18 protein-coding genes and 1 pseudogene are annotated in these 24636 nt (G+C 71.6%); 7 read left to right on the top strand and 12 right to left on the bottom strand.

The features are described from left to right. Nucleotides 1-204 precede the first annotated feature (204 nt). Together ACFWPQ_RS44040 and ACFWPQ_RS44035 are read right to left on the bottom strand one after the other, a co-directional pair. Complete coding sequence (locus tag ACFWPQ_RS44040) at nucleotides 205-4623, bottom strand: hypothetical protein (protein ID WP_384048455.1); 4419 nt, start codon at nucleotides 4621-4623, stop codon at nucleotides 205-207. An 82-nt stretch (nucleotides 4624-4705) separates the two neighbouring features. Then, complete coding sequence (locus ACFWPQ_RS44035) at nucleotides 4706-5122, bottom strand: hypothetical protein (protein ID WP_384048452.1); 417 nt, start codon at nucleotides 5120-5122, stop codon at nucleotides 4706-4708. A gap of 240 nt (nucleotides 5123-5362) precedes the next feature. Between ACFWPQ_RS44035 and ACFWPQ_RS44030 the strand changes: the two genes are divergently transcribed. From ACFWPQ_RS44030 to ACFWPQ_RS44020, 3 genes are all read left to right on the top strand, one after another. Then, complete coding sequence (locus ACFWPQ_RS44030; protein WP_361298446.1) at nucleotides 5363-5983, top strand: L-threonylcarbamoyladenylate synthase; 621 nt, start codon at nucleotides 5363-5365, stop codon at nucleotides 5981-5983. A gap of 114 nt (nucleotides 5984-6097) precedes the next feature. Further along, nucleotides 6098-6853 (top strand): dienelactone hydrolase family protein, encoded by a 756-nt coding sequence (locus ACFWPQ_RS44025; protein WP_384048449.1) that lies wholly within the window; start codon nucleotides 6098-6100, stop codon nucleotides 6851-6853. A gap of 163 nt (nucleotides 6854-7016) precedes the next feature. Then, entirely contained in the window at nucleotides 7017-8216 is a 1200-nt protein-coding gene (locus ACFWPQ_RS44020) for a glycoside hydrolase family 64 protein (protein ID WP_384048446.1), read from the top strand. 57 nt (nucleotides 8217-8273) lie between these two features. On the opposite strand, the gene ACFWPQ_RS44015 is transcribed toward ACFWPQ_RS44020, so the two are convergent. Continuing rightward, nucleotides 8274-10676 (bottom strand): M4 family metallopeptidase, encoded by a 2403-nt coding sequence (locus ACFWPQ_RS44015; RefSeq protein ID WP_384048443.1) that lies wholly within the window; start codon nucleotides 10674-10676, stop codon nucleotides 8274-8276. A gap of 266 nt (nucleotides 10677-10942) precedes the next feature. Beyond that, nucleotides 10943-11416 carry a GNAT family N-acetyltransferase gene (locus ACFWPQ_RS44010; RefSeq protein WP_384048440.1) on the bottom strand — a complete coding sequence of 158 codons (474 nt, stop codon included), beginning with the start codon at nucleotides 11414-11416 and terminating at the stop codon, nucleotides 10943-10945. Nucleotides 11417-11603: 187 nt separating this feature from the next. Here ACFWPQ_RS44010 and ACFWPQ_RS44005 point away from each other — a divergent pair, with 187 nt between their 5' ends. The 3 genes from ACFWPQ_RS44005 to ACFWPQ_RS43995 all read left to right on the top strand — a co-directional run bounded on the left by ACFWPQ_RS44005 (nucleotide 11604) and on the right by ACFWPQ_RS43995 (nucleotide 14597). Next, nucleotides 11604-12254 carry an NADPH-dependent F420 reductase gene (locus tag ACFWPQ_RS44005; protein ID WP_384048437.1) on the top strand — a complete coding sequence of 217 codons (651 nt, stop codon included), beginning with the start codon at nucleotides 11604-11606 and terminating at the stop codon, nucleotides 12252-12254. A 146-nt stretch (nucleotides 12255-12400) separates the two neighbouring features. After that, nucleotides 12401-13483, top strand: coding sequence for an MHYT domain-containing protein (locus ACFWPQ_RS44000; protein WP_384048434.1), 1083 nt, complete (start codon nucleotides 12401-12403; stop codon nucleotides 13481-13483). A 70-nt stretch (nucleotides 13484-13553) separates the two neighbouring features. Then, nucleotides 13554-14597 carry a helix-turn-helix transcriptional regulator gene (locus ACFWPQ_RS43995; RefSeq protein ID WP_384048432.1) on the top strand — a complete coding sequence of 348 codons (1044 nt, stop codon included), beginning with the start codon at nucleotides 13554-13556 and terminating at the stop codon, nucleotides 14595-14597. Here ACFWPQ_RS43995 and ACFWPQ_RS43990 read toward each other — a convergent pair. Then, nucleotides 14588-15547 carry an SDR family oxidoreductase gene (locus tag ACFWPQ_RS43990; protein WP_384048429.1) on the bottom strand — a complete coding sequence of 320 codons (960 nt, stop codon included), beginning with the start codon at nucleotides 15545-15547 and terminating at the stop codon, nucleotides 14588-14590. The genes ACFWPQ_RS43995 and ACFWPQ_RS43990 overlap by 10 nt on opposite strands. Nucleotides 15548-15778: 231 nt before the next feature. On the opposite strand from ACFWPQ_RS43990, the gene ACFWPQ_RS43985 reads away from it, so the two are divergent. After that, nucleotides 15779-16876: a hypothetical protein gene (locus ACFWPQ_RS43985; protein WP_384048426.1), complete on the top strand. Its 1098-nt coding sequence runs from the start codon at nucleotides 15779-15781 to the stop codon at nucleotides 16874-16876. Nucleotides 16877-16925: 49 nt separating this feature from the next. Here ACFWPQ_RS43985 and ACFWPQ_RS43980 read toward each other — a convergent pair whose 3' ends face one another. The 7 genes and pseudogenes from ACFWPQ_RS43980 to glnT all read right to left on the bottom strand — a co-directional run. After that, the gene (locus tag ACFWPQ_RS43980; protein ID WP_384048423.1) at nucleotides 16926-18224 is read right to left on the bottom strand and encodes an ammonium transporter; all 1299 of its coding nucleotides are present in this window, start codon (nucleotides 18222-18224) and stop codon (nucleotides 16926-16928) included. Between the two features lie 102 nt (nucleotides 18225-18326). Beyond that, the gene (locus ACFWPQ_RS43975) at nucleotides 18327-18968 is read right to left on the bottom strand and encodes a helix-turn-helix domain-containing protein (RefSeq protein WP_384048420.1); all 642 of its coding nucleotides are present in this window, start codon (nucleotides 18966-18968) and stop codon (nucleotides 18327-18329) included. Nucleotides 18969-18977: 9 nt separating this feature from the next. Further along, nucleotides 18978-20063 (bottom strand): FAD-dependent oxidoreductase, encoded by a 1086-nt coding sequence (locus ACFWPQ_RS43970; protein ID WP_384048417.1) that lies wholly within the window; start codon nucleotides 20061-20063, stop codon nucleotides 18978-18980. After that, on the bottom strand, nucleotides 20060-21379 hold the full coding sequence (locus tag ACFWPQ_RS43965; RefSeq protein ID WP_361298486.1) for an FMN-binding glutamate synthase family protein: 1320 nt from the start codon (nucleotides 21377-21379) through the stop codon (nucleotides 20060-20062). The genes ACFWPQ_RS43970 and ACFWPQ_RS43965 overlap by 4 nt, the downstream gene beginning before the upstream one ends. Before the next feature lie 94 nt (nucleotides 21380-21473). Then, the gene (locus ACFWPQ_RS43960; RefSeq protein WP_384048414.1) at nucleotides 21474-22154 is read right to left on the bottom strand and encodes a glutamate synthase; all 681 of its coding nucleotides are present in this window, start codon (nucleotides 22152-22154) and stop codon (nucleotides 21474-21476) included. Next, complete coding sequence (locus ACFWPQ_RS43955; RefSeq protein WP_384048411.1) at nucleotides 22142-23017, bottom strand: glutamine amidotransferase family protein; 876 nt, start codon at nucleotides 23015-23017, stop codon at nucleotides 22142-22144. Before ACFWPQ_RS43955 ends, ACFWPQ_RS43960 begins: the two co-directional genes overlap by 13 nt. A 26-nt stretch (nucleotides 23018-23043) precedes the next feature. Next, nucleotides 23044-24252 (bottom strand): annotated as a pseudogene (gene glnT / locus ACFWPQ_RS43950) (type III glutamate--ammonia ligase); the annotation flags it as partial. Nucleotides 24253-24636: the final 384 nt, after the last annotated feature.

The following is a 24636-nucleotide window of genomic DNA, read 5'->3' as shown; positions in this document are numbered from 1 at the left end:
TCCGCCGGCGGCCCTCGGGGGAAGGGCCACCGGCGGAGAAAGCCTCACCCGGGGCCGGGGGGAGGGCCCCGGGGTGGCTCGATCCTCGGGTGCCCGGGAATCCACCGATCATGCACACCGATTCCGACACCCGCTGGGGCGGCATCGACGCACCGGCAGGGCCGCGGTACGGGTCGGTGATGCCGATGCAACGGGACGGCTCGCTCAGGCGGACGACGGGGCCGGGCAGGTGGCTTGACGGGCAAGGCCGCCGGTGGCGGCTTCCCACTCCGTGGTCGTCAGTCCGCGTCCTGCGAACCCGCAGGCGAGGAGGGCGGGCTGACGGAGATAGTCGGCGAAGTCACCGGTCTTCCACCAGTCGGCCTGTCCGGATTCTGTCCCGGTGGCGATGGAGAGCCCGTCGGCGCTCATGGCCATGCCGGTCACGTTTCCGTGGGCCGGGAGTGTGGTGAGCGGCCGGGGAGAGACCGCGGTCATGAGGTTCCACACCTTGACCGAGGCGTCCTCGTAGCCGCCGCTGTAGAGCAGGTGGCCGTCCGGGCTCAGAGCGACCGCGGTGGCGATGCCATGGTGGGCTTGAACGGTGGCGATGCGCTGCGGGCGGCGTGGATCGGACAGGTTCCACAACAGGACGTTCCCGTCGCCGGAGGCCGCGGCCACGGTGCGGCCCCGCTTGTCGAGGGCGACGGAGAACACGCTTCCGGAGAAGCCGGAGAACCGCGACAGGAGCCGGGGGGTACTCCTGGTGGTGACGTCCCAGGCCGTCAGGGGGTATTTGTTGTCGGCGGTACCGATCAGCAGGGTGCGGCGGTCCGGGCTGAATTCGGCGAATCCGACGGCTGCGGAGAACGACAGGTCGGTGAGCCGGGCGGGGCGGCCGGGCCGGGTCAGGTCCCACAGCGTGAGCCTGCGGTCGTGGCCGGCGGTCGCAAGGGTGCGGCCGTCGGGGCTGAATGCAACGCCCTGGACGTAGTCGGTGTGGCCGGTGACGCGAGCGAGCAGGCGTGGGGCTCCGGTGGGGGTCATGCGCCACAGCCGTGCGGTGGCATCCAGCCCGGCTGTGGCCAGGATCTGTCCGTCGGGGCTGAACGCGGCCGAGACGACGCCCTGCTGCCCGGACGGCCAGGTCGCGCTCAGCTGCGGCGCCGAGCCCGTGCGGCCGCGTGTCCACAGCGTCAGATCCCCTGAGTAGCCGCCGACGACGAGTGTGTGACCGTCCGGCGTCTGTGCGACGGCCTCGGCCGTCGTCGACTTCGCCGGACCGGCCACGAGGGAGGTCTCGGCATGAGGGTTGTACCGCTCGCGCAAGGGCCAGATCCGTAGGGTGCGGTCGTAGGAGCCGGTGAACAACCACCGCCCGTCGGGGGTGAACGCGAGGTCGGTGACCGGCTGGTCGTGACCGGTGAGGGTGGCCAGTCGCCGCGGTGTCGAGGGGCTCGAGACATCCCACAGGAGGGTGGTCCGGTCGGCCCCGGTCGCGCCCAGGACACGGCCGTCGGGGCTGAAGGCGAGGCCGGTGGACACCTGGGTGTGCCCGGGCAGGGAGGCCACCGGTCGAGGCTCGTGGCCGGCGGACAGAGACCATAGCTGTGGCTTGGTCGCCGCACCGGTCTCGGAGGCCAGCAGCCGACCGTCGGGGCTCAGCGCGAGCGAGGTGACGATGCTGTGGGCGTCGAACTCGGCGGTCCGGGTGGGGTGGGCCGGGTCGGCGACATCCCACAGTTTGACGGTGCCGTCGCGGCTGCCGGCCGCGAGGGTGCGTCCGTCCCGGCTGAAAGCTGCGGTGTAGACGCCCTGTTGGCGTCGGCTGACCGTGAGGGAGGACAGGCGGCGCGGGGCGGTGGGGCGGGCCACGTCCCAGAGCTCCACAGTGCCGCTGCCGTCGGCGCGAGCGCCATCGACGGCCAGGACGTTGTGGCGCGGGTTGAACGTCACGACTCCGCCGGGCCCGAAGGGGCCATGCAGTACGGCGACCCGGGTGGGGTGGGCGGGGCGGGCGAGGGACCACAGGTCGACCGCGCCGTCGGGTCCGACGGCGGCCAGCAGCCGGCCGTCCGGGCTGATCGACAGGCCGTTGACCCGGGTGTTGCCGACGTGCAGGACGGCAGTGCGGGCCGGGCGCTCGGGACGGGCCGTGTTCCACAGCAGGATGTTGCCGCCGTTGTCCCCGGAGGCCAGCAGTGTGCCATCGGGGCTGACGGCGATCTTGCGAATGGCGTCGTCGTGGCCGACGAGGGTTCGCTGGGCGCCGAACCCGGCCACGGCCCTGGACAGCGCGGCCCGTGTTTCGTCGGAGGGCCAGATGCGCTGGGCGGCGAGATCCAGGCGGAGGGCCGCGGTCGGGGTGTCGGCTCGGATCACGTCGGCGCGGGAGACGAGGCTGCGGGCCACGGCTGTGCGCCGCTGCTGTGCGGTGATCCCGCGTTCGTGGACGGCGCTGCGCCACTGGATGAGGGCGAACACCAGGAGACCGGCCAGAACGAGGGATCCGGCGGCCAGGACACGAACGCGCCGTCGAGCAGTGCGCCGTTCGGCCTCCTCCTGCTCTGTGCCGGCCTCGAGAAAGGCGCGGCTGACCGGGTCGAGCGCGCGGTGGTGGTCCGGGTTGCCCGCCCACCGGCGTTCCAGGTCCAGCCGGCTGCCGCGGTGCAGGTCGGTGGCGCGTCGTCCGGCCTGGTCCCACTGGTGGGCGGCGTCCACGAGGTGCTGGCGGAGCAGTTCGCCGGCGCGGTCCTCGTCCAGCCAGGCACGTAACCGGGGCCAGGCGTCCAGCAGTGCTTCGTGGGTGATCTGGACGCGGGCGTCGTCGCGGGTGACGAGGCGGGTGTCCTCCGCGCTGAAGGCGTCGAGGATGGAGTGGGCGAGGTCGGGGTCGGGAAGCTCGGCAAGGAGCTGGCCCTCGGGAACGTGTCGGCGGGTGTCACGGGTGTGGTCGCCGATGCGCACCAGCCGGAGCAGCAGCAGTCGGGCGTCATCGGCAGCCTGGGGTCCGAGCGCGGCGAGGGCGCGGTCGGCGGTCGCCCCGAGCGCTCCGGTGATCCGTCCGGTGCTCTGGTAGCCGTCGAGGGTGAGCACGCCGTTGTCGCGTTGGTGCCAGGTGGCGCGCAGGGCGTGCGCGAGCAGGGGCAGCCGGCCCGCTTCGTTGCCTGCGCGGCCCACTTCGAGGTCGTCGAGCATCAGGTCCACCAGGCCCGGCTGCAGGGCTAGTCCCTCCGCATCGGCGGGACACCTGATGGCTTCGGTGATCTGATCGGCCGTCATGGGGCCGACGATGAAAGGCGACGCGGACATGGCGGCACGGAGGAGCGGGTAGTCCGCGAAACGGTCGTTGAAGTCGGCGCGGACGCTCAGGACGACGAGGGCGGCCGGGGCACCTCCGCTCCCGGTGGCGGCGTGATCGAGCGCGGTGATCAGCCAGTCGCGCGCCGTCTCGTCGGTGCACTGGGTGAAGACCTCCTCGAACTGGTCGGCCACCAGGAGGACCCTGCCATCGGTATCGGTCGCGCGCGCCAGCAGTTCGGCCAGCCGTCGCGGGTCCCGTTCCAGATCCTCGGTCAGGGTGTCCACGTCCGCCGGTCGACCGGTGGTGGCCAGCAGTGGGACGAGCGCGGTCGCGACGGACCGGACCGGGTCGGTGGCCGGAGTGAACACGAGCCGGGGCCAGTCGGCCGATCCGGGGAGATCCAGCTCGCCGCGGGCCACGGCGGGCAGCAGCCCGGCCCGCAGCAGCGAGGTCTTGCCGCACCCTGAGGCGCCGTACATCACCAGGGCCGCAGGCTGGGCCCAGCGCAGGGCGAGCCGGCGCAGCAGCGCTGCGACGACGGGCTGACGGCCGAAGAAGGTTCCGATGTCGCGCTCGGTGAACGCGGCAAGACCCGGGTAGGGGCAGCGGGTCCCGGGCGCCCGGGGAGCCGGTGGCGGGCTGGTCGACGGGGTCTCGGGGGCCGGGCGCCACAGCGGGTTGGCGGCCAGGACCAGGTCTCCGGCCAGCCCGGTCACACTGCGCTGGGGCCGGGGGCAGCCGAGGGCGGGCAGCCTCCCGGCGAGGTGCCGGAAAGCGCCGTCGAGGGTCAGTTCCTGCGAGCCTCCGGGCTCACCCTCGCGTATCCAGTCGATCAGCGCGCCGAGGAACGCCGTGTGCCCGGCCTCGTCGGAGGCCACGGCCAGCGTGTTGTGCCCGGCGGAGGTGAGGACGTAACTGCCTGCGATCTCGGTGAGGCCGGCGAACTCGGCGGCGTTCTCGAATCGCCCGGCAGCACGGCCGGAGTAGCAGCAGTCCAGAATGACGACCCTGGTGCGGGCCCGGCTTCGGCTGACGTAGGAACGGACCATCGAGTAGGGCAGGGCACGGTGGTCGACGGGGCCCGCGGCGGCGTCGCCGAGACTGGCACTCGTGGCCAGGTACAGCTCTCCGGAGGCGTTCTTGAGGCCGTGTCCGGCGAAGCAGACCAGAAGGGCACCGTCCTCGGCCGCCTGACCGGTGACCTCGGCCAGGGCATCGCCCAGGTCCACGGGGCTCGGGGCGTCCAGCACCGTGCGGATCGAGGTGCGGGGCACCTCGCACCGTTCCAGGAGCACGTCCCGGATCCCGGTGAGCGTGTGCGCCACCGCAGGTACGTCCACCAGGGCGGAGCCTCCGACGTGAAGGCTCGTTCCCGCCAGCAGCACCTGCGCCCCGTGCCCGAGTGCCGCCCGGGGGCCTCGGTCAGGGCCGCGGCGTTCCACCGGTAGCCCCCGTGCCCTCGTGCGTCCCGGTCCAGTCGGCCAGCGCCCGGGTCATCTGCTGCACCTCTTGCGCACCCATCGCGCTCAGGCCACCGGCCTCCAGTTCCCACTCCGCGCCGTCCGGTCTGCGGACCCGGACGATCACCGTGCCCTTCCTGCGCGAGCGGATCCAGGTCACCAGGACCGCTGCGAGCGCCCCTGCCGCACCGCCCGGCCCGAGCGTGATGAGCAGGACATCGGTCACCGTGCCGAGCGTGCCCGCGACCTCACTGCCCGCACCTGCCCGAACGGCCGCGGCGAGCTCCGCCTCGTCCTCGATCCAGGAACGCAGCGACTGCAACTCGTCCGACTCGTCGTCCCCCGGAGACACCGAAACGGCAACGACATGAGATGCCATGACTCCCCCGATTCCAGGCAACTGCGACGCGACTGTTCCGAGATTCTAGGGGCCAACCGAACAAATAAGTAAGAATTTCGTAAAACTGACATTTCTGAAATGGGAGTGCCGGTCGATGACCGCCGATGCCTTTTATTGCCCATTCAGTGAACGGAATGTCGAAGCAGGTACGACCCGGTGCCGTCCGGTGTGTGCCCGGCCCGCTCGGCCGATACCCGCCGTACGGCATAAGCTCGGCGGATGGCGAAGTACTTCGACGTGCACCCCGACAACCCGCAGCCGCGCAGCATCTCCCAGATCGCCGACTCGGTGCGGTCGGGGTCGCTCATCGCATACCCGACCGACTCCTGCTACGCGCTGGGCTGCCAGCTCGGCAGCCGGGACGGCATCGACCGGATCCGCTCCATCCGGCACCTGGACGACCGGCACCACTTCACCCTGATGTGCCGGGACTTCGCGCAGCTCGGCCAGTTCGTGCGCGTGGACAACGACGTGTTCCGGGCCGTGAAGGCGTCGACGCCCGGCAGCTACACCTTCATCCTCCCGGCGACCCGCGAGGTGCCGCGCAAGCTGCTGCACCCGAAGAAGAAGACCGTCGGCGTCCGCATCCCCGACCACGTGGTCACCCAGGCACTGCTGGCGGAGCTCGGCGAGCCCCTGCTCTCCAGCACCCTGCTGCTCCCGGACGAGAAGGAGCCGCTGACCCAGGGCTGGGAGATCAAGGACCGGCTGGACCACCAGGTGGACGCGGTGGTCGACTCCGGGGAGTGCGGCACCGAGCCGACCACGGTCATCGACTTCTCCAGCGGTGAGGCTGAGATCGTCCGCCGGGGCGCGGGCGACACCTCCCGCTTCGAGTGAACTCGACGGTCCCCCGTCCACGGCGCCCCCACCCCGGCGTGCCACGATGATCACGACATGCCGCGCCGGGTGTCCCACACCCCGACGCCGACTCCACAGAGAGGCACTTGCGCCATGACCGCCGTACAGGGAACCGACGTCGACATCACCACCGAGGACGGTGTCGCCGACGCCTACCTGGCCCACCCCGCCGACGGACTCCCCCACCCGGGCGTGCTGTTCTTCCAGGACGCCTACGGGATCCGCCCGCACCTGAAGTCGATGGCGGACCGGCTCGCGGGTGCGGGCTACACGGTGCTGATCCCGAACGTCTTCTACCGCAACGGCCACGCCCCGGTCGTGGACCTGCCCGAGTTCATCGACCCGGCCGCGGACCCGACCATCTGGCAGCGGATCGGTCCGGCCATGCAGTCGCTGACGCCCGAGCGGGTCGAGCGGGACGTCCGCGCCTACCTGGACTGGCTGGCCGACAGCCCGCTGGTGGCCGACGGACCGGTCGGCGTCACCGGTTACTGCATGGGCGCCCGGCTGGCCGTGGGGACCGCCGCCACCTTCCCGGACCGGGTCGCCGCCGCAGGCGGTTTCCACGGCGGCCGACTCGTCACCGACGCCCCGGACAGCCCGCACCTGACAGTCGGGCCCATCACCGCGGAGCTCTACTTCGGCTTCGCCGACCAGGACCAGTCGATGACCGAGGACCAGATCCGCACCTTCCAGGAGGCGCTCGACGCCGCCGGGGTCCGCAACACCTGCGAGATCTACCGGGGCGCCGACCACGGCTACACACAGGCCGACACCCCGGCCTACTCCGCCGAGGCCGCCGAGCGGCACTGGGCGGCGCTGCTGGATCTGCTCAAGCGCGCGTTCTGATCCGTACACCTCCGTGAGTCCGGGGCCCGTCGCGTCGAGCGACGGGCCCCGTTTTCGTCCGACTCATTGACATGAACCCGCCCCATCGAGACCCTGAGAGCGCTCTCAAACTGGTACGGACCAATGTCCGTACGACGACCCCGACCCCACACGGAGGTGGAGAGTGCGCACAGGACTCGCACGCCGGACGCTGCTCCTGACGGCCGCGGCGGCGCTGATCGGCGGAGTGCTCACCCTGGGCACCCCGCACCCGGCCGACGCGGCCGTACCGGACACGATCCCGCTGAAGATCACCAACAACTCGGGCCGCGCCGACCAGGTGTACGTCTACGACCTCGGCACCCAGCTCTCCACGGGACAGCAGGGCTGGGCCGACGCCAACGGCACCTTCCACGCCTGGCCGGCCGGCGGCAACCCGCCGACCCCGGCGCCGGACGCCTCGATCACGGGCCCGGCGGCGGGCCAGCCGAAGACGATCCGGATCCCGAAGTTCTCCGGCCGGATCTACTTCTCCTACGGCCAGAAGCTGGACTTCCGACTGACCACCGGCGGTCTGGTGCAGCCCGCGGTGCAGAACCCGACCGACCCCAACCGCAACATCCTCTTCAACTGGTCCGAGTACACGCTCAACGACTCGGGTCTGTGGCTCAACAGCACCCAGGTGGACATGTTCTCGGCGCCGTACGCGGTCGGGGTGCAGCGCGCCGACGGCAGCGTGAGCAGCACCGGGCACCTCAAGTCGGGCGGCTACAACGGTGTCTTCACCGCCCTGCGCGGACAGTCGGGCGGCTGGGCGAACCTGGTCCAGACCCGCTCCGACGGCACCGTGCTGCGGGTACTGTCCCCGCTGTACGGGGTGGAGACCGGGGCGCTGGCGTCGACCGTCATGAGCGACTACGTGAACCGGGTCTGGTCGAAGTACTCGACGTCGACCCTGACCGTCACACCGTTCGCCGACCAGCCGAACACCAAGTACTACGGCCGGGTCTCGGGGAACGTCATGAACTTCACCAACTCCGCCGGAGCGGTGGTGACGAGCTTCCAGAAGCCCGACGCGGGCAGCATCTTCGGCTGCCACAACCTGCTCGACGCACCCAACGACCTGGTACGCGGCCCGATATCGCGCACCCTGTGCGCGGGCTTCAACCGGTCGACGCTGCTGACGAGTTCGAGCCAGCCCGACACCAACCCGGCCGATTTCTACAAGGATTCGGTGACCAACCAGTACGCGCGCGCCGTCCACGCCCAGATGGCCGACGGCAAGGCGTACGCCTTCGCCTTCGACGACGTCGGCAACCAGGAGTCGCTGGTCAACGACGGCAGCCCGCAGCAGGCGTACCTCACGCTGGACCCGCTGAGCTGACCCCGCGTGAGAGTCCCGCACCCGGCTCGCGGGTGCGGGACTCCTGTCCGCGCTGTGTCAGCCGGTCGTGACGGCGGTGTCGTCGACGACGAAGCTGGTCTGGAGCGAGGAGTCCTCGACACCGCTGAACTTCAGGGTGACGGTCGAGCCCGCGTAGGACCCGAGGCTGAAGGACTTCTGCACGTATCCGGAGGCCGCGTTGAGGTTGGAGTACGTGGCCAGGGTGGTCGAACCGGCGGTGACCGTCAGCTTGTCGTACTGGGTGCTGGTGGTGGTCTCGGCCGTGTCGATGTGCAGGTAGAAGGTGAACGTGGTGGCGGTGCAGCCGGACGGGATCGTCACCGACTGGGACAGCGTGTCGGTGTGGGTCGATCCGTAGCCGTCGAGCCACGCCTTGTAGGAACCGGTACGGGCCGCCTCACTGCTGGAGTTGGTGATCACACCGCTGGTCGCCGTCCAGGTGGTGTTGCCCGACTCGAAGCCCGGGTTGCCGAGCAGTTGCGAGGAGGTGCAGGTGCCGCCGCCTCCGCTGGAACTGACGGTCCAGGTGAAGGAGGCCGTGCCGGTGGCGCCCGTCGAGTCGGTCACCGTGACGGTGGTGCTGTAGGTGCCCGCCGTCGTCGGGGTGCCGGTGATGGCGCCGGTGGAGCTGCTGATCGACAGGCCGGTCGGCAGGCCGGTCGCCGCGTAGGTCAGCGAGCCGCTGTTGGTGCTGCTCGCCGATATCTGCAGGCTCACCGCGGTACCGACGGTCGAGGACTGGCTGCCCGGGTTGGTGACCGTGACGCCCGAGGTGGGCACGGTGATGTGGCTGCCGACGTTGATGCCGGCGAAGGCGTTGCCGACACCCGCGTACTGGGTGGAGCTGGTGCCGTACAGCGCCGCTGCCGCGTTCAGGGCGGCGGTGCGGGCGGCGGCGTAGTTGGTGCTGGACGTCATGTACGTCGTCAGCGCCTTGTACCAGATCTGCAGGGCCGCGGCCCGGCCGATGCCGGCGACGGCGACGCCGTCGGAGGTCGGGCTGTTGTACGTGACGCCGTTGATGGTCTTGCTGCCGCTGCCCTCGGACAGCAGGTAGAACATGTGGTTCGCGGGACCCGAGGAGTAGTGCACGTCGAGGTTGCCGACCCCGGAGTACCAGCTGTCGGCCGACGCGCCGTCCTTGTCCGGCTCGTCCATGTAACGCAGCGGCGTGCCGTCGCCGTTGATGTCGATCTTCTCGCCGATGAGGTAGTCGCCGACGTCGGAGGAGTTGGCCGCGTAGAACTCCACGCCGGTGCCGAAGATGTCTGAGGTCGCCTCGTTCAACCCGCCGGACTCACCGGTGTAGTTGAGCCCGGCCGTGTTCGACGTGACGCCGTGGCTCATCTCGTGGCCGGCCACGTCGAGGGAGGTGAGGGCGTGGGTGCTGCTCGTGCCGTCGCCGTAGGTCATGCAGAAGCAGTCGTCGTCCCAGAAGGCGTTGACGTACGCCGTGCTGTAGTGGACGCGGCTGTAGGCGGCGACACCGTCGTTCTTGATGCCGCTGCGGCCGAAGGTGTTCTTGTAGAAGTCCCAGGTCATCTGGGCGCCGTAGGCGGCGTCGGCGCCGGCGGTCTGGGTGTTGGAGCCGGATCCGGTGCCCCAGACGTCGTCGCTGTCGGTCATCAGGGTGCCGGTGCCCGACGTGCCGTTGTTGAGGCTGTACGTCTTGTGGCCGCCGCGCGTGGTGTCGTACAGCTGGTACGTCGAACCCGACAGCGTGGTGTTCAGGGTGACCGTGCCGCTGTACTGGGTGTTGCCGGTGCCGGTCTGGACGGCCTGGTACCGGTAGAGCTCCTTGCCGGTGGTGGCGTCCGTGACGACGTGCAGCTTGCTGGGCGTGCCGTCGTCCTGGAAGCCGCCGATCACGGTCTCCCAGGCGAGCTTCGGGGTGCCGTTGCCGGCCCAGATCACCTTGCGGGCGCTGTCGGCGACCGGCTTCTGCGCGTCGAGGGCCTTGGCCGCCTTGAGCGCCTTGGTCTGGGCGGCGGACTTGCTGTAGGCCGCGCTGACCGTGGGGACGGTGATGGTGTGCTTGTTGTTGAAGGTGGTGCTCACCGTTCCGGCCGCGAGGGAGGCGGGCGGGGTGTGCACGATCAGGTCGCCGCCGAGGACGGGGAGGCCGTCGTAGGTGCGCTCGTAACGAGTGTGCAGGGTGCCGTCGTTGTCCTTGGTGACGTCCTTGACGACCAGCTTCTCCTTGGCGCCGAGGCCGAGGGTGCGGGCGGTCGTGGTGGTCTTCTGCTGGGCGCCCTTGATCAGCGCGGTGTGCTGGGCGGGGGTGAGCTTCGCCTCCAGGCCGCCGGTGCGGACGGGGCTGGGGTGGGGGGTGGCGGGCTTGGCGTTCGCCGGGACCGACTGGATGCCGACGGCGAGGAAGGCGGCGGTGGAGACCAGTGCGGCTCCTACCGTGGCCCGTCTGTGGGGAAGACGTCTCACTCGTACTCCTCCTGCTGCGGCCGCCGGGTCGCGGCCGGTGACAGACCGGGCAGACGGGGATGTGCTGTCCGGGAAGAGCTGAGCTGTGCGGGAAACCGGGATCCGGGACCGGCGTGCGTGGTCCGTGATCCGTGGACACGCCATGGAGAAACGGAGAAAGCGTGTGCTGAGCGAGGATTCCAGATTTGACCCGCGCATGTCATTCACGTCGAGGCCAGTCGAGGGTTTTCCCTATGCAGGGCGGGGCGGCCGGGAAGGACCGGCGATCAGGGGGAGGGCGGGCACGGGGAGGGCGGACGAGGGGAGGGCGGGCGGACCATGAACACGTCCACCGGGCCCTCGGTCTCGACCAGGAATCCGTGCCGCTCGTACAGCCGCCGGGCCGCGCTGCCCCGCAGGACGTTCAGCCGGACGGGGACGCCGTCGCGGTCGCACCGCTCCAGCAGCTCGCGCAGCACGGCCGAGCCGATGCCGCCGCCCTGGACGTGCGGGGCCAGGTAGAAGTGCTCCAGCCGGCGGACGCCCTCGGCCGGCCTGAGCGCCACACAGCCGGCGAAGGCGCCGCCCACCTCGATCACCCGGGTGTGGGCCGCGTCGAACCCGTCCCGCAGCCGTTGCCGGACCCGCCGCGCGTCGTACCGGCCGAGCCGCTCCAGGTCCTCCCGCAGCACGACGGCACGCAGTTCGGCCACCGCCTCGACGTCCGCGTCCGACGCCGGACGTGTCTTCCAGTCCGCCATGATCGCCACGCTATCCGCGGCGGCCGGCCGCCGAAGGACCGGGGTGAGGAACCCGGCCCGGCCGACGGACCGGGGACAGCCGAGGACAGCCGAAGACGACCGATTTATCCTTGTTCAGCCGGAGTGAGGCGGCTTCGCGCCCCGGACCGGGCGTCGGCAGCTCCCACCCCACGGAAGGGACTCACCCATGCGGGTCTTCATCGTCGGCACAGGCAACATGGCGGGCGGTATCGCCACCCGGGCCCTGGCGGGCGGGCACACGGTCCGGCTGGTCGGCACGGATCCCGCCAAGGCCGCCACACTCGCCGACGCCCTGGGCGAGCGGACACCGGGGGCGGACGTGGCGCCCGCCGTGCCGGACGCGGTCGGGTCGGCCGACGTGGTGGTGCTCGCCGTGCCGTTCGACGCGGCCAGACAGGTCGTCACCGAGTACGGGGACCAGCTCGCCGGGAAGACGGTCGTCGACATCTCGAACCCGGTGGACTTCTCGACCTTCGACTCGCTCACGGTGCCCGCGGACAGCTCCGGCGCCCAGCAGCTGGCCGAGGCCGCCGCGCCGGGCACGCGCATGGTGAAGGCGTTCAACACCACGTTCGCGGGCTCGCTGGTCGCAGGCGAGGTGGGCGGTCTGCCGCTGGACGTGTTCATCGCCGGCGACGACGCGGCGGCCCGCGACCAGGTGGCCGAGCTGGTCGCCTCCGGCGGACTCAACCCGGTGGTCGTCGGCGGCCTGCGACACGCCCGGGAGCTGGAGGGCATCCAGCTGCTGCACATGGCCCTGCAGACGCGGCCCGAGGGGCACGGCTGGATGAGCGCGATCAAAATCGTCGCACCCTGAGCCCCGCCTGTGCCCCTGCCGGGGGATGCCTCTGCGGCAGTTGTGTCGACGCGTAGTACCCCAGAGCCGGGCGAAGTCCCGGCGAACGCCCCCGGCGCGTAGTACCTTCCCCCACAACAGCCGTGACTCTGGGGGGAGTTGCACACATGCACGGCACGACGGACGGTTTCCACTACGGCGCGGTGACTCCGGTCGCGGCCTATCTGATGGCCTGTCTGGGCGGGGCACTGGGGCTGCGCTGCATCGTCAGGTCGCTGTACCACCACGGGGAGTCGTGGCGGCCCGGCTGGCTCGCCCTGGGGGCGGCCTCGATCGGCTGCGGCATCTGGACGATGCACTTCATCGCGATGATCGGCTTCCATGTCCGGGAGACCACGATCCGCTACGACGTGGGACTGACCCTGCTCAGTCTCGCGGTGGCGGTCCTGGTCGTCGGCATCGGCGTCTTCGCGGTCGGCTACCGGGGCGCGACCACCGGAACGCTCTGGACGGCGGGTGTCATCACCGGTCTGGGCGTGGCCGCCATGCACTACCTGGGCATGGCCGCGCTCCGCCTTGACGGAACGATTCACTACGACCGGGCGACGGTCGCCCTCTCCGTCCTGATCGCGATCGCCGCGGCGACGGCGGCGCTGTGGGCGGCCGTGTCGGTGCGGGGCTTCACGGCGAGTCTGGGCGCGAGTCTGGTGATGGGCCTGGCGGTGTCGGGCATGCACTTCACCGCCATGGCGGCCGTGAGCGTCGACGTGCACGCGGCGTCCGCCACGTCCTGGTCGAGCACGTCACCGACCTCGCTGCTGCTGCCCATGCTGCTCGGCCCGGTCGTCTTCCTGCTGCTGGCCGGGGTGGTGGTGATGTTCGACCCGCTGCTGGTCCTGGGCGAAGGGGACTGGAACCGCCGGGCACCGGGGAGAAACGGTCCGCCTGCGGCGTCGGCCCGGAAGGCGCGCTCACGCCCACCGGGCCGGAGCAGCGGGCGCACACCCCGGAGCCGCCACGGCCGCCCGGTACCCGGCGGTGCGGACCGGTACGGCACGGCGCCGCACACCGCACCGTCCGCGACGGACCGGTACGGCACCCGGAACCACCCGGCACCCGGCGGGACCGGCCAGTTCGGCATCCCCACCCAGCCGGCACCCGGCGCCACCGGCCGGCCGGGCACCGCCCGTCGCCCCAGGTCCGCCCCGCAGGACCCGTACGGCGCCCCCTCGAACCCCTACGAGTGGTGACGGTCCTGACGTGCAGGGGGCTCTCGTACAGCGAGGTGACGCCGGTGTGGCGGTCCTCGATCCTTGAGCCATGCGTGCCGCCCGTCTGATCCGCATGGCGCTCCTCGTCCAGTCGAGCCCCGGCCTGACCGCCGTCGCCCTCGCCCTCGCCCGCGAGCTGGACGTCTCCCGGCGTACGGTGATCCGCGATGCCCAGGCTCTGCAGGAGGCAGGCGTTCCCATCCGGTCGGAGCGCGGCCGTGCGGGCGGCTATCACCTGGCGCCGGGCCACCGGACCCGGCTCACCACGCTCCACCCCACCGAGGCGGAGACGCTCTACCTCTCCGGTCTGCCCACCGCCCTGCGCGACCTGGGGCTGTCGGCCGCGGCCGACACGGCCCGGCTGAAGCTGTCGGCCACCCTGCTGCCCTCGCTGCGTGCGGCGGCCGAGTCGTCGGTGCGCCGCTTCCACCTGGACGCCCCGGCCTGGTTCCGTGAGCCGGCGGCGCCGGAGCTGCTCCCGGCGCTGGCCCGCGCCGTGTGGTCCGACCGCACCGTCGAGCTGGACTACGCGCGGCCGGGCCGGGACGGCGCGCCGTCCCGCGCGGTGACGCGCCTGCTGGAACCGTACGGGCTCGTCCTGAAGGCGGGCGTCTGGTACGTCGTGGGCCGCGTCCCCGCCGAGCGGACGGCGGGCCGGGACGGCGCCTGGCGTACCTACCGCGTCGACCGTGTCACGGCGCTCCGCCCTGCTCCCGGCGCCGGCGAGTCCTTCGTCCGTGACCCGTCCTTCGACCTGGCCGGGCACTGGCAGGCCCAGGCCGCCGGTTTCGCCCGCGCGCTGCTGCGCGAGACCGTCACCGTGCGGCTGACCGAGCGCGGTCTGCGGCGTCTGCCGTCCGTGGCGGACCCGGCCGGCGTGGCCGGGGCACTGGCGTCCGCGACCGCGCCGGACGCCGCCGGGAAGGTCGTGCTCGACCTGCCGGTGGAGTCGCAGGACGTCGCCTTCGGGCAGCTGACCGGGCTGGGCGCGGAGGTGGAGGTGCTGGCCCCGGCGGGCCTGCGCGCCCGCTTCCGCGAGCATGCAAAGGCCCTTGCCGCCGTGTACGGCGCGGAGCCGGAGGATCAGCGGTAGTCGTCCGGCGTGCCCTTCTTCCCGCCGTAGGTGACCTCCTCGAAGTACGCCAGGGCGTCCGGCCGGCTGCCGTCCACGTCCCGTACGCCATAGGCCCTGGCGAGCTCCGCGCTGGAAGCGGACCTGCCGTTCCAGCGGGCGGCCCGGTCCGGGTCGGCGGCGAGCGCGGCGACCCCGCGGGCGAGGTAGTGCGGCGACTCGGCGATGGCGAAGTCGGGTTCCCCGGCGACGGCGTCGCGCCAGTTCTCCTCGGCCACGCCGAAGTGGGCGAGCATCTGCTCCGAGCGCAGGAAGCCCGGCGTGACGGCGACCGCCGTGCCCCCGTACTCCGCCAGTTCCTCGCCCAGTCCGAAGGCGATGCGGATCGGGGCGTTCTTCGCGAGGTCGTAGTAGAGGTTCTCGCGGTAACGGCGGTTGAAGGCCGCCGTGCCGTCGGTGACCTCCACGTGCAGCGGTGCGTCCGAGCGGATCAGGAGCGGGAGGGCGAGTGCCGCGGTGATCACGTGCGAGCGCACGCCGAGGTCCAGGATGCGCAGGCCGTCGGCGAGCGGTGTCTCCCAGCTCTTCTTGCCGAAGACGGAGCCGACGAGCAGGTGTTCGCCGCCCCAGAGGTCGTTGACGAGGATGTCGAGCCGCCCCTGTTCGCGGTCGATCCGCTCGACGAGGACTCGGACCTGGTCCGCGTCCAGATGGTCGGTGGGTACGGCGATGCCGGTGCCGCCGGCCGCTGTGACCAGTTCCGCGGTCTCCTCGATCGTCTCCGTGGTCCGGCCGACCTCGCTGGCGTGCCCGCGGGTGGTGCGGCCGGTGACGTAGACGGTGGCGCCGGCCCGGCCGAGTTCGACGGCGAGGGCACGTCCGGCGCCGCGGGTGGCCCCGGCGACGAGGGCGATCCGGCCGGCGAGCGGGTCTTCCCGGCCGGCGTCCCGGGTGTTGATGTCCTTGTCCATGGCACCACGGTGCCCGCCAAAGGTGACAGAAGGCGTCACCGTTTTCCGGAGATCTTCCCGCGCGTGGTCCTCGGAGGCCTCCGGGTCGGGTCCGCGGCCGCTCCCGGACATGTGGTGGTATCGCTTGTCGTACCGGGCGAACCCTGTTCCTCGTCGGGGCAGTTGGCAGAAGATCAAGGCGATACCGTCCCGATCTGCCGGTCGTCACCCCGAACGGGCACAATCGGCGTCATGACGATCATCGAGGGCGCACCGCTGCCCACGCGCAGCGCTCCCCTGGTCCTTGCCCGGAGATTCCTGACGGGCGGTGTGATCGGGGCGTCCCTGGCCGCCTTCGTGGTCGCCGTCGTCATCGAGAGCGTGCCGCTGCTCGTCACGGGCATGGCACTGCCCGTCGGGTACGGCCTGCTGGTCCTCCTCGCCGGTGCGCCCCGGCGTGCCCGGGAGGCGGCCGTCGTACCCGTCACGGCACTCGCGATGATCGAGAGCCTGCGTGCCGTCGGGGACGGGTCGAGCGACGTGTCGGTGCGGTTCGACCTCACCGTCGCGCCGGACGACGGACCGGCGTTCCGCGTCGTGGTCGCGGAGAGCATCAATCTCGTCGACCTGCCCGACTACCGGCCGCGCGGCGTCCTGGTGGTCGAGTACCCTCCGGACCGGCCGTGGCGCTCGCGGATCCTGCAGCGGCCGACGCCGGAGTGGAAGGAGCGGGTGGCGGGGGCGAGCCTCGACTCGGCTCCCGGGTCGGCTCTGGTGAGCAAGCCGTCCGAGGGCGGTGCCGGTGGCTTCCTCGCCCTCCTCGGTCTGCTGCTCGGCGCGGCCGTCGTGGTCCTGCTCTTCCGCGCCGACCTGTCCGCCGCGGACGACGACGCGCGGCCGCCCTCGTCGCACCCGTCCGTCTCCACCACGTCCTCGTCGTCCACCACCGTCGTGACCTCCGCGACCGGCACGGTCACCCTGGGCCCGGGCCAGTCGATGCTCGACAAGGGCGAACTGCGCCGGGCCGTCGCCTCGCTCACCCGGGACGAGACCGGGCGCCAGGCGCTCACCGTCGTCGTACAGGAGCGCCAGCTGTCCGTCGTGTTCGCCCCCACCGGCATACAGGCGGGACGGTTCGACCCGCGCTCCCTGCCCTACGACCGGATCCCCGCCCTCGTCGAGAAGGCCCGCACCACCCTCGGGGCCGGCTCCCCGCAGACCTGGCAGCTCACCGCCGAGCGCCTCACCGGCCCCCTGACCATCAGGGTCACGGTGACCGGCCGCGAGGGCACGGCGTCGCTGGAGGCGGACCAGCACGGCACGGTGGTGCGGCGCACCCCGGCCGGCTGACCGCACGGCACGGCCGGTGCCCGCGGGCGGGCCCGACCGGTGCCGGAACCTATCCCGCGGCGGCGGGCTGCGGGGCCGGGGCGCCGGTGATCGGCGCGTGGGTGAGGTCGTAGGCGCTCTCCGCGTGCAGGTGGGCGTCCACGCCCTCCTGTTCGACCTCGGGGCGGACCCGGAGGCCCATCGTCTTGTCGAGTGCCTTGGCGATCAGCCAGGTCACGCCGAAGGAGTACGCCAGGACGGCGAAGGCACCGACGGCCTGCTTGCCGAGGAGGGAGAGACCGCCGCCGTAGAGGAGGCCGTCGACTCCGTTCGGCGCCTCGGAGGTGGCGAGGACGCCGACCAGCAGGGTGCCGGTGAGGCCTCCGACGAGGTGGATGCCGACCACGTCGAGCGAGTCGTCGTAGCCGAGCCGGTACTTGAGGCCCACGGCGAGGGCGCAGACGGCTCCGCCGATGGCGCCGAGGAGGAGGGCGCCGGACGGGGAGACGGCACCGCAGGCGGGGGTGATGGCCACGAGGCCGGCGATCGCTCCGGAGGCGGCGCCGAGGCTGGTGGAGTGGCCGTCGCGGAGCTTCTCGACCAGCAGCCAGCCGAGCATCGCGGAGCAGGTGGCGACGAAGGTGTTGAGGACGACGACGGAGGCGGCGTTGCTCGACGTCAGTGCCGATCCGCCGTTGAAGCCGAACCAGCCGAACCACAGCAGGCCCGCACCGAGCATGACGAGCGGCAGGTTGTGGGGGCGTTCGGTGCCGCCGTCCTTCTGCCAGCCGATGCGCTTGCCGAGGACGAGGATCACGGCCAGGGCCGCCGCGCCGGAGTTGATGTGGACGGCGGTGCCGCCCGCGAAGTCGATGGCGCCGAGTCTGTTGACGATCCAGCCGCCGACCACGCCCTTGCCGTCGAAGGCGAACACCCAGTGCGCGACGGGCAGGTAGACCAGGGTCACCCAGATGCCCGTGAAGGTCATCCAGGAGCCGAACTTGATACGGTCCGAGATCGCGCCGCAGATGAGGGCGGCGGTGAGGGCGGCGAACAACGCCTGGAAGGCGGCGAAGACCGAGAGCGGGATGACGGCCTTCGGGTCGTCCTTCATGACACCGCTCATCCCGAAGTACTCGGTGACGTCACCGAGCAGGCCGGCGCCGCCGATCGAGTCGCCGAACGAGGCCGAGAAGCCGTAGACGACCCAGATGCAGCCGACCAGGGCGACGGCGCCGAAGGTCATCATGATCATGTTGAGCACGCTCTTGGCGGCGACCATGCCGCCGTAGAAGAGGGCCAGTCCCGGCACCATCAGACAGACGAGCGCTGTGCTCGCGAGCATCCAGGCGGTGCTTCCGGTGTCCATGCGCACACTCCGCGGAGAAGTCCAACAGGGAGAAACTTCGTTTCATCTCAGTAGACTTGGTGTGCGTTACAAGACCCGTCCGTGTCCGATTAAGGCCGGGTTTCAGTGCTGGGGGCTGTCCCCGAAGGCCGTCACCGTGAGGAAGCGGATCGGCAACTCGACGAGGCTCTCGGGGCCGTGCGGGGCCTCGCCGTCGAACTGGAGGGCGTCGCCGGGGCGCAGGGTGTAGCTGGACTTGCCGTGGCCGTAGACCATGACGCCCTCCAGCATGTAGAGGAGTTCGGTGCCGGCGTGCTGGAAGAGCGGGAACACCTCGCTCTGTTCGGTGAGGGTGACCAGCAGGGCGTCCATCCGCTTGTGGGCGCCCCGCAACGAGCCGAGCTGGGCGTACTCGTGGCCGACCCGGGTACCGCGCCGCACGATCCGGGCGCCGTGCCCGGCGGGGACGAAGACCGCTTCGCGCTCGTCGTCCAGACCCCGGAACAGGGCCGTGACCGGGACGTCGAGGCCGCGCGCGAGGCGCGAGAGGGTGGTGAGGCTGCACGCCGTCTGGGCGTTCTCGATCTTCGACAGCATGGCCTTGGAGATGCCGACGCGCTGCGCCATCTCACCGACCGAGAGCCCGGCCGCCTGCCGGTACTCACGGGTGCGGACCGCGATGACGCGCTCCAGCGCCCTGTCGTCGGTGTCACCGGTGTCGCCGGTGTCGCCGGTGTCCGCTGCGGGTTCGGGGTGCTCGGTCACCGGCGCATCCTATGCCGAGCGGTCCAGGCGGAAGCGGGGGTGGGGTTCGGCCCGGCCGGTCGCGAGGTCGGCGGCCATCGCGCCGATGAGCGGGGCGAACTTGGCGCCGTGTCCGGAGCACGGGGAGGCGATGACGAGCGGGCCGTGCCGGTCGAGGACGAAGTCCTCGTCGGACGTGGTGGTGTAGAGGCAGGTCGCCTCGGCGACCGGTTCGGGGTCGAGTCCCGGGAGCCGGTCACGGACGAACCCGCCCACGCGGGTGCGTGAGGACGGGTCGACGACACCGGTGCGGGTGGTGGCCGTGGTGGGGGTGCCGCGGTCGTGTTCGGCGACCTTCATCGCGGGGAGCGGGCCGCCGTCCGTGCCGGAGGGCAGGCCGTACGTCTGCATCGTCTGGTCCTTGAAGACCAGGATCGGCCATGCGACGGACGGATCGTGCTGCCGGAAGTGGAAGACCTGCTGCTGGGTCACCGTCAACGACGGGAGGGCGACGGGCAGCCCGAGTTCCGGCAGCCAGGCGCCGGCGGCGATCACGGCCGTGTCGGCGGTCAGCTCGCGGCCGTCGGCGGTGCGCAGCAGCACCTTCTGCCGTACGTCGAAGCCGGTGACCCGCACCCCGCTCCATACCTCCGCCCCGTGCTCGGCGGCTCGCCGCACACAGGCCGCGACCGTCGCGTCGGCGTCGATCACACCGGCGCCCGGGTGGTGGAGGGCCGGTCCGGTGAAGCGGATGTACGGCCAGCGCTCGCCGGCCGCTTCGGCACCGAGGAGTTCGTACGGCACTCCGGCCGCCGCCAGCACCTCGGCGAGCCCCTCGGGGCCCCGCCCCTCCCCCAGGTCGAGCCCACCGGTCGTCCGCAGCAGGGAAGTCGAGGCGTCCTCCTCCAGCGCCCGCCACTCCTCGTACGCACGGCCCGTGAGCCCGACGTACAAGGGGTCGGCGTACGCCCGCCGGAAGATCCGCGAACTGCCGTGCGAGCTGCCCCGCCTGTGGCCGATGCCGTACGCCTCGACCAGGGTGACCGGGTGGCCGCGCCGGGCGAGCTGCCAGGCCGTGGCGGCGCCCATGAGTCCGGCGCCGACGACCGCGATCACAGCCCGGCTCCCGGGATCCAGTCCGTGCCGGCGAGCGGGACGCGGGCCATGGCGGCGGACTCGATGGTGAGGGCGACCAGGTCCTCGGGTTCGAGGTGCAGAAGGTGGGCCTTGCCGCAGGCGCGGGCGAGGGTCTGGGCCTCCATGGTCATCACCCGCAGGAAGTTGGCGAGCCGCCGGCCGCCCTCGACGGGATCGAGCCGGGCGGCGAGTTCCGGGTCCTGGGTGGAGATCCCGGCCGGGTCGCGCCCGTCCTGGTAGTCGTCGAAGTAGCCCGCGGCGGAGCCCAGTTGCCGGTACTCGGCGTCGTACCGGGGGTGGTTGTCGCCGAGCGCGACGAGCGCCGCCGTACCGATGGCGACCGCGTCCGCTCCCAGCGCCAGGGCCTTGGCCATGTCGGCGCCGGAGCGGATGCCGCCGGAGACGACCAGCTGGACCTCGCGGTGGACGCCCAGCTCCTGGAGCGCCCGGACCGCCTGGGGCAGGGCCGCGAGGGTCGGGATGCCGACGTGCTCGATGAAGACGTCCTGGGTGGCCGCCGTGCCGCCCTGCATGCCGTCGACCACGACGACGTCCGCGCCCGCGTGCACGGCCAGTTTCACGTCGTAGTACGTCCGGGTCGCGCCGACCTTCACATAGACCGGCTTCTCCCAGTCGGTGATCTCCCGCAGTTCGAGGATCTTGATGGCGAGGTCGTCGGGCCCGGTCCAGTCGGGGTGCCGGCAGGCGCTGCGCTGGTCGATGCCGACGGGCAGCGTCCGCATGCCGGCGACCCGTTCGGTGACCTTCTGCCCGAGCAGCATGCCACCGCCACCGGGCTTGGCACCCTGCCCGAGAACGACCTCGATGGCGTCGGCGGCCCGCAGGTCGTCGGGGTTCATGCCGTACCGGGACGGCAGGTACTGGTACACGAGGTGCTTGGAGTGCCCGCGTTCCTCGGGGGTCATCCCGCCGTCGCCGGTGGTCGTGGAGGTACCGACCTCGCTGGCCCCCCGCCCGAGGGCCTCCTTGGCCTGCGCGGAGAGGGCGCCGAAGCTCATGCCGGCGATGGTCACGGGGGTGGCCAGCCGGAGCGGGTTCCTCGCGTGCCGGGTACCGAGGACGACGTCCGTGTCACACCGCTCGCGATAACCCTCCAAGGGATAGCGGGACATGGAGGCGCCGAGCAGCAAGAGGTCGTCGAAGTGGGGGAGTCTGCGCTTGGCGCCCCATCCCCGGATGTCGTAGATGCCGGTGTCGGCGGCGCGCTGGATGGCATGGATGGTGGCACGGTCGAAGGTGGCGGACTCACGGAGGCCGTGGGATGCGGGTTCCAAGGTTCAGCTCCTAAACAAGGCAGGGTTGTAGCGCCCCGTCAGGGGCGCGGGGAACTGCGCGACCGGCCACGACGGCCCGCAGTCGACAACGGCGCTAGTAGGCCGTCGAATTGTCGACCTTGAAGTGATAAAGCGTCCGCGCCGATCCGTACCGCCGGAACTCCCCCGGATCCTCGTCCCGTTCCGCCGCCTTCAACAGCTCGGCCAGCTCCGCGAGATGCTCACCCCGCATCTCCTTCTCCACGCAGTCCGCCCCCAGCGACCTCACCGCTCCCCGCACATAGATCCGCGCCTCGTACAACGAGTCCCCCAGCGCGTCCCCGGCGTCACCGCAGACGACCAGCCGCCCGGCCTGCCCCATGAACGCACTCATGTGACCTACGTTGCCGCCCACCACGATGTCCACCCCCTTCATGGAGATCCCGCACCGCGCCGACGCGTCCCCGTCGATCACCAGCAGCCCGCCGTGGGCGGTGGCCCCCGCCGACTGGGAGGCGTTGCCCCGCACCCGGACCGTGCCGGACATCATGTTCTCGGCGACCCCGGTCCCCGCGTTGCCGTGCACGGTGACCGTGGCGTGCTGGTTCATGCCGGCGCAGTAGTAGCCGACGTGGCCCTCGATGTCGACGCTGAGGTCGTCCCGGATACCGCAGGCGACGGCATGCGCACCGCGCGGGTTCAGCACCCGCCACGTGTCGGCGGAGACGACCGGCGCGTGCAGCGCCGCGTTCAGATCCCGGACCGGCGTCTCGGCCAGGTCGATCAGCGTCGCCATACGTACACCTCTTCCGGCTCGGGTTCGAAGATGCGGGCGTTCTCGATGCCCGGCAGGACGTCCAGCGCCCGGTACTCGGAGGCCATCGCCACCCAGTCGGCGGTCTCCGCGACCATCGCGGGCTTGCAGGCGATCGCGTCCCGGACGACCGCGAAGGAGTCGCCGGTGGACACCAGCAGCGTGTAGAAGCCGTCGAACCGCTCGCACAGCAGCTTCAGCGCCTTCTCCGGGTCGGCACCCTGGGCGAGTTGGTGGGCGACGAAGCGGGCGCCGACCTCGGAGTCGTTCTCGCTGTCGAACTCCACGCCCTGGGCGCGCAGTTCGCGGCGGATGGTGGCGTGGTTGGCGAAGGAGCCGTTGTGCACCAGGCACTGACCGGGCCCCACGGAGAAGGGGTGCGCGCCCTCGGGGGTGACCGCCGACTCGGTGGCCATCCGGGTGTGTCCGACGCCCTGCCAGCCGGTCACGCCGGCAAGCCCGAAGGAGTCCGCCAACTCCACCGGATTCCCGGTGCCCTTGAGCACGGCCATGTCCGTGCCGGAGCCGATCACGGTGGCGTGCGGCAGCGCGTCGGCGACGGCCGCGAGCAGCGCGACGACGGAGCCGTGCGCGTGCACGACCGTCGTGACGTCGGCGGCGACGGCCACCGCGCCCGGCAGCGCGGCCTCCGCCTCGGCCGGCGTGACCCCGAGCAGCGAGACGACGGCCCGTCCCGGCGGGGACAGCCGGGGATCCCCGTAGACGGCGACCCCCGCCGAGTCCGGGCCCCGCTCGACGACCTGGCCGAGCATCGCGGTGAGCAGTTCCCCGAGGCGTGGTTCCAGTGAGGGCTCGCGCAGATGGAGCCCGACGATTCCGCACATGGCAGGTCCTCCCTTCCCAAGTCCCGTCAGAAGGCGGTCAGATAGCGGTCCAGCTCCCAGGCGCCGACCGTGGAGTGCCAGTCGAAGAACTCCTCGCGCTTGAGGTCGGCGAAGTACCGGCTCACTCCCGGTCCGGCCGCGTCGAGGGTGCCGCTGATCACGTCGTCGGCCTGGAGGGCTTCGACGGCGTGCAGCAGGGTCGGCGGGAGTTCCGGGCCCTTGCCCGCGCCGCCCGGCTCCCCCGGGTCGAGGCCGCGCTCGATGCCGTCGAGCCCGGCGGCGAGCGCCGCCGCGGCGGCGAGGTACGGGTTGGCCGCGCCGTCCCCGCCGCGCAGTTCGATGCGGTTGCCGTCGGGGACGCGGACGAAGTGGGTGCGGTCGTTGCCGCCGTAACTCGCCACGCGCGGCGACCAGGTGGCCCCGGAGCGGGTGGAGACGGCGCCGGTCCGCTTGTAGGAGTTGACGGTGGGCGCGATGACGGCCTGGAGGGCCCGCGCGTGCTCGACGATCCCGGCGACGAAGGAGTAGGCGAGCGGGGAGAGTCCGAGCCCGCGCCCGTCCGCCGCGTCCGGGAAGGCCGGCTCGCTCCCTCGCCACAACGACATGTGCAGATGCATGCCCGTGCCGGTGCGGTCGGTGAACGGCTTCGGCATGAACGTGGCCGTCATGCCACGCTGTTCGGCCAGTACCGACACCAGGTAGCGCATGGTGATGACACGGTCTGCGGTGGTGAGGGCGTCGGCGTGCCTGAAGTTCTGCTCGAACTGGCCGTTGCCGTCCTCGTGGTCGTTGGCGTAGTTGCCCCAGCCGAGGGCGTTCATCGCGCTGGAGACGGCGGTGAGGTGGTCGTACATCCGGGTCAGGCCACGCGCGTCGTAACACCGCTGCGACGCGGTGTCCTTGCCGTCGGCGACCCTTAGCACACCGTGCTCGTCGCGGTTGACCAGGAAGTACTCGACCTCCGCACCGACGGCCAGGGAGAGCCCCTGCGCGGCGGCCCGCTCCAGCTGCGTGCGCAGGATGACCCGCGGGGCGTACGGCCAGGGCTCACCCTCGACGTACGGGTCGCAGTGGACCAGCGCAAGGCCGGGCTTCACGAAGGGGAGCGGGGTGTACGAGGAGGCGTCGGGGCGGGCGATGACGTCAGGGTCGCTGGGCTGTCGGCCGAGCGCGCCGGCCGCGTATCCGGCGAAGCCCACGCCCTCGTCGCGCAGTTCGCCGACGGCCTGGGCGGGGACGAGCTTGGCTCAGGGTTTGCCGGTCAGGTCGACGAAGACGGCGAGGACGAAGTCGACGCCGTCGGCCCGCACCAGTTCGGCGAGATCGGGGGCGCCTGCTTCGGGTTCGGTCGTCATGGGGCCCGCCCTGGTCACAACAGGATGTCCATTGTGATGAATCATCGTTGCATGTCAGTAGACACGGCTGGCATTACGAGAGGATTTCCACCGTGGAAGGTCCTCGTAAGCCGACCGGAAGGCTGGAGACGGAAAGAGGGCCGGGTTTAGAACCCGCCGATGGGGTAAACCCCCCCCGCCCCCCCGCAACCCACCCCACACGCTGGGCAGTCGGGGGCGGCGGCACCCAGCACCCCCGGAGAACCCCGCGCGCCCCGCTGGGTG

It is taken from the genome of Streptomyces sp. NPDC058464 (assembly GCF_042721035.1).
Lineage (GTDB): Bacteria > Actinomycetota > Actinomycetes > Streptomycetales > Streptomycetaceae > Streptomyces.
The sequence above is the reverse complement of the archived record's forward strand: the minus strand, read 5'-3'. Positions and strand labels throughout refer to the sequence as shown.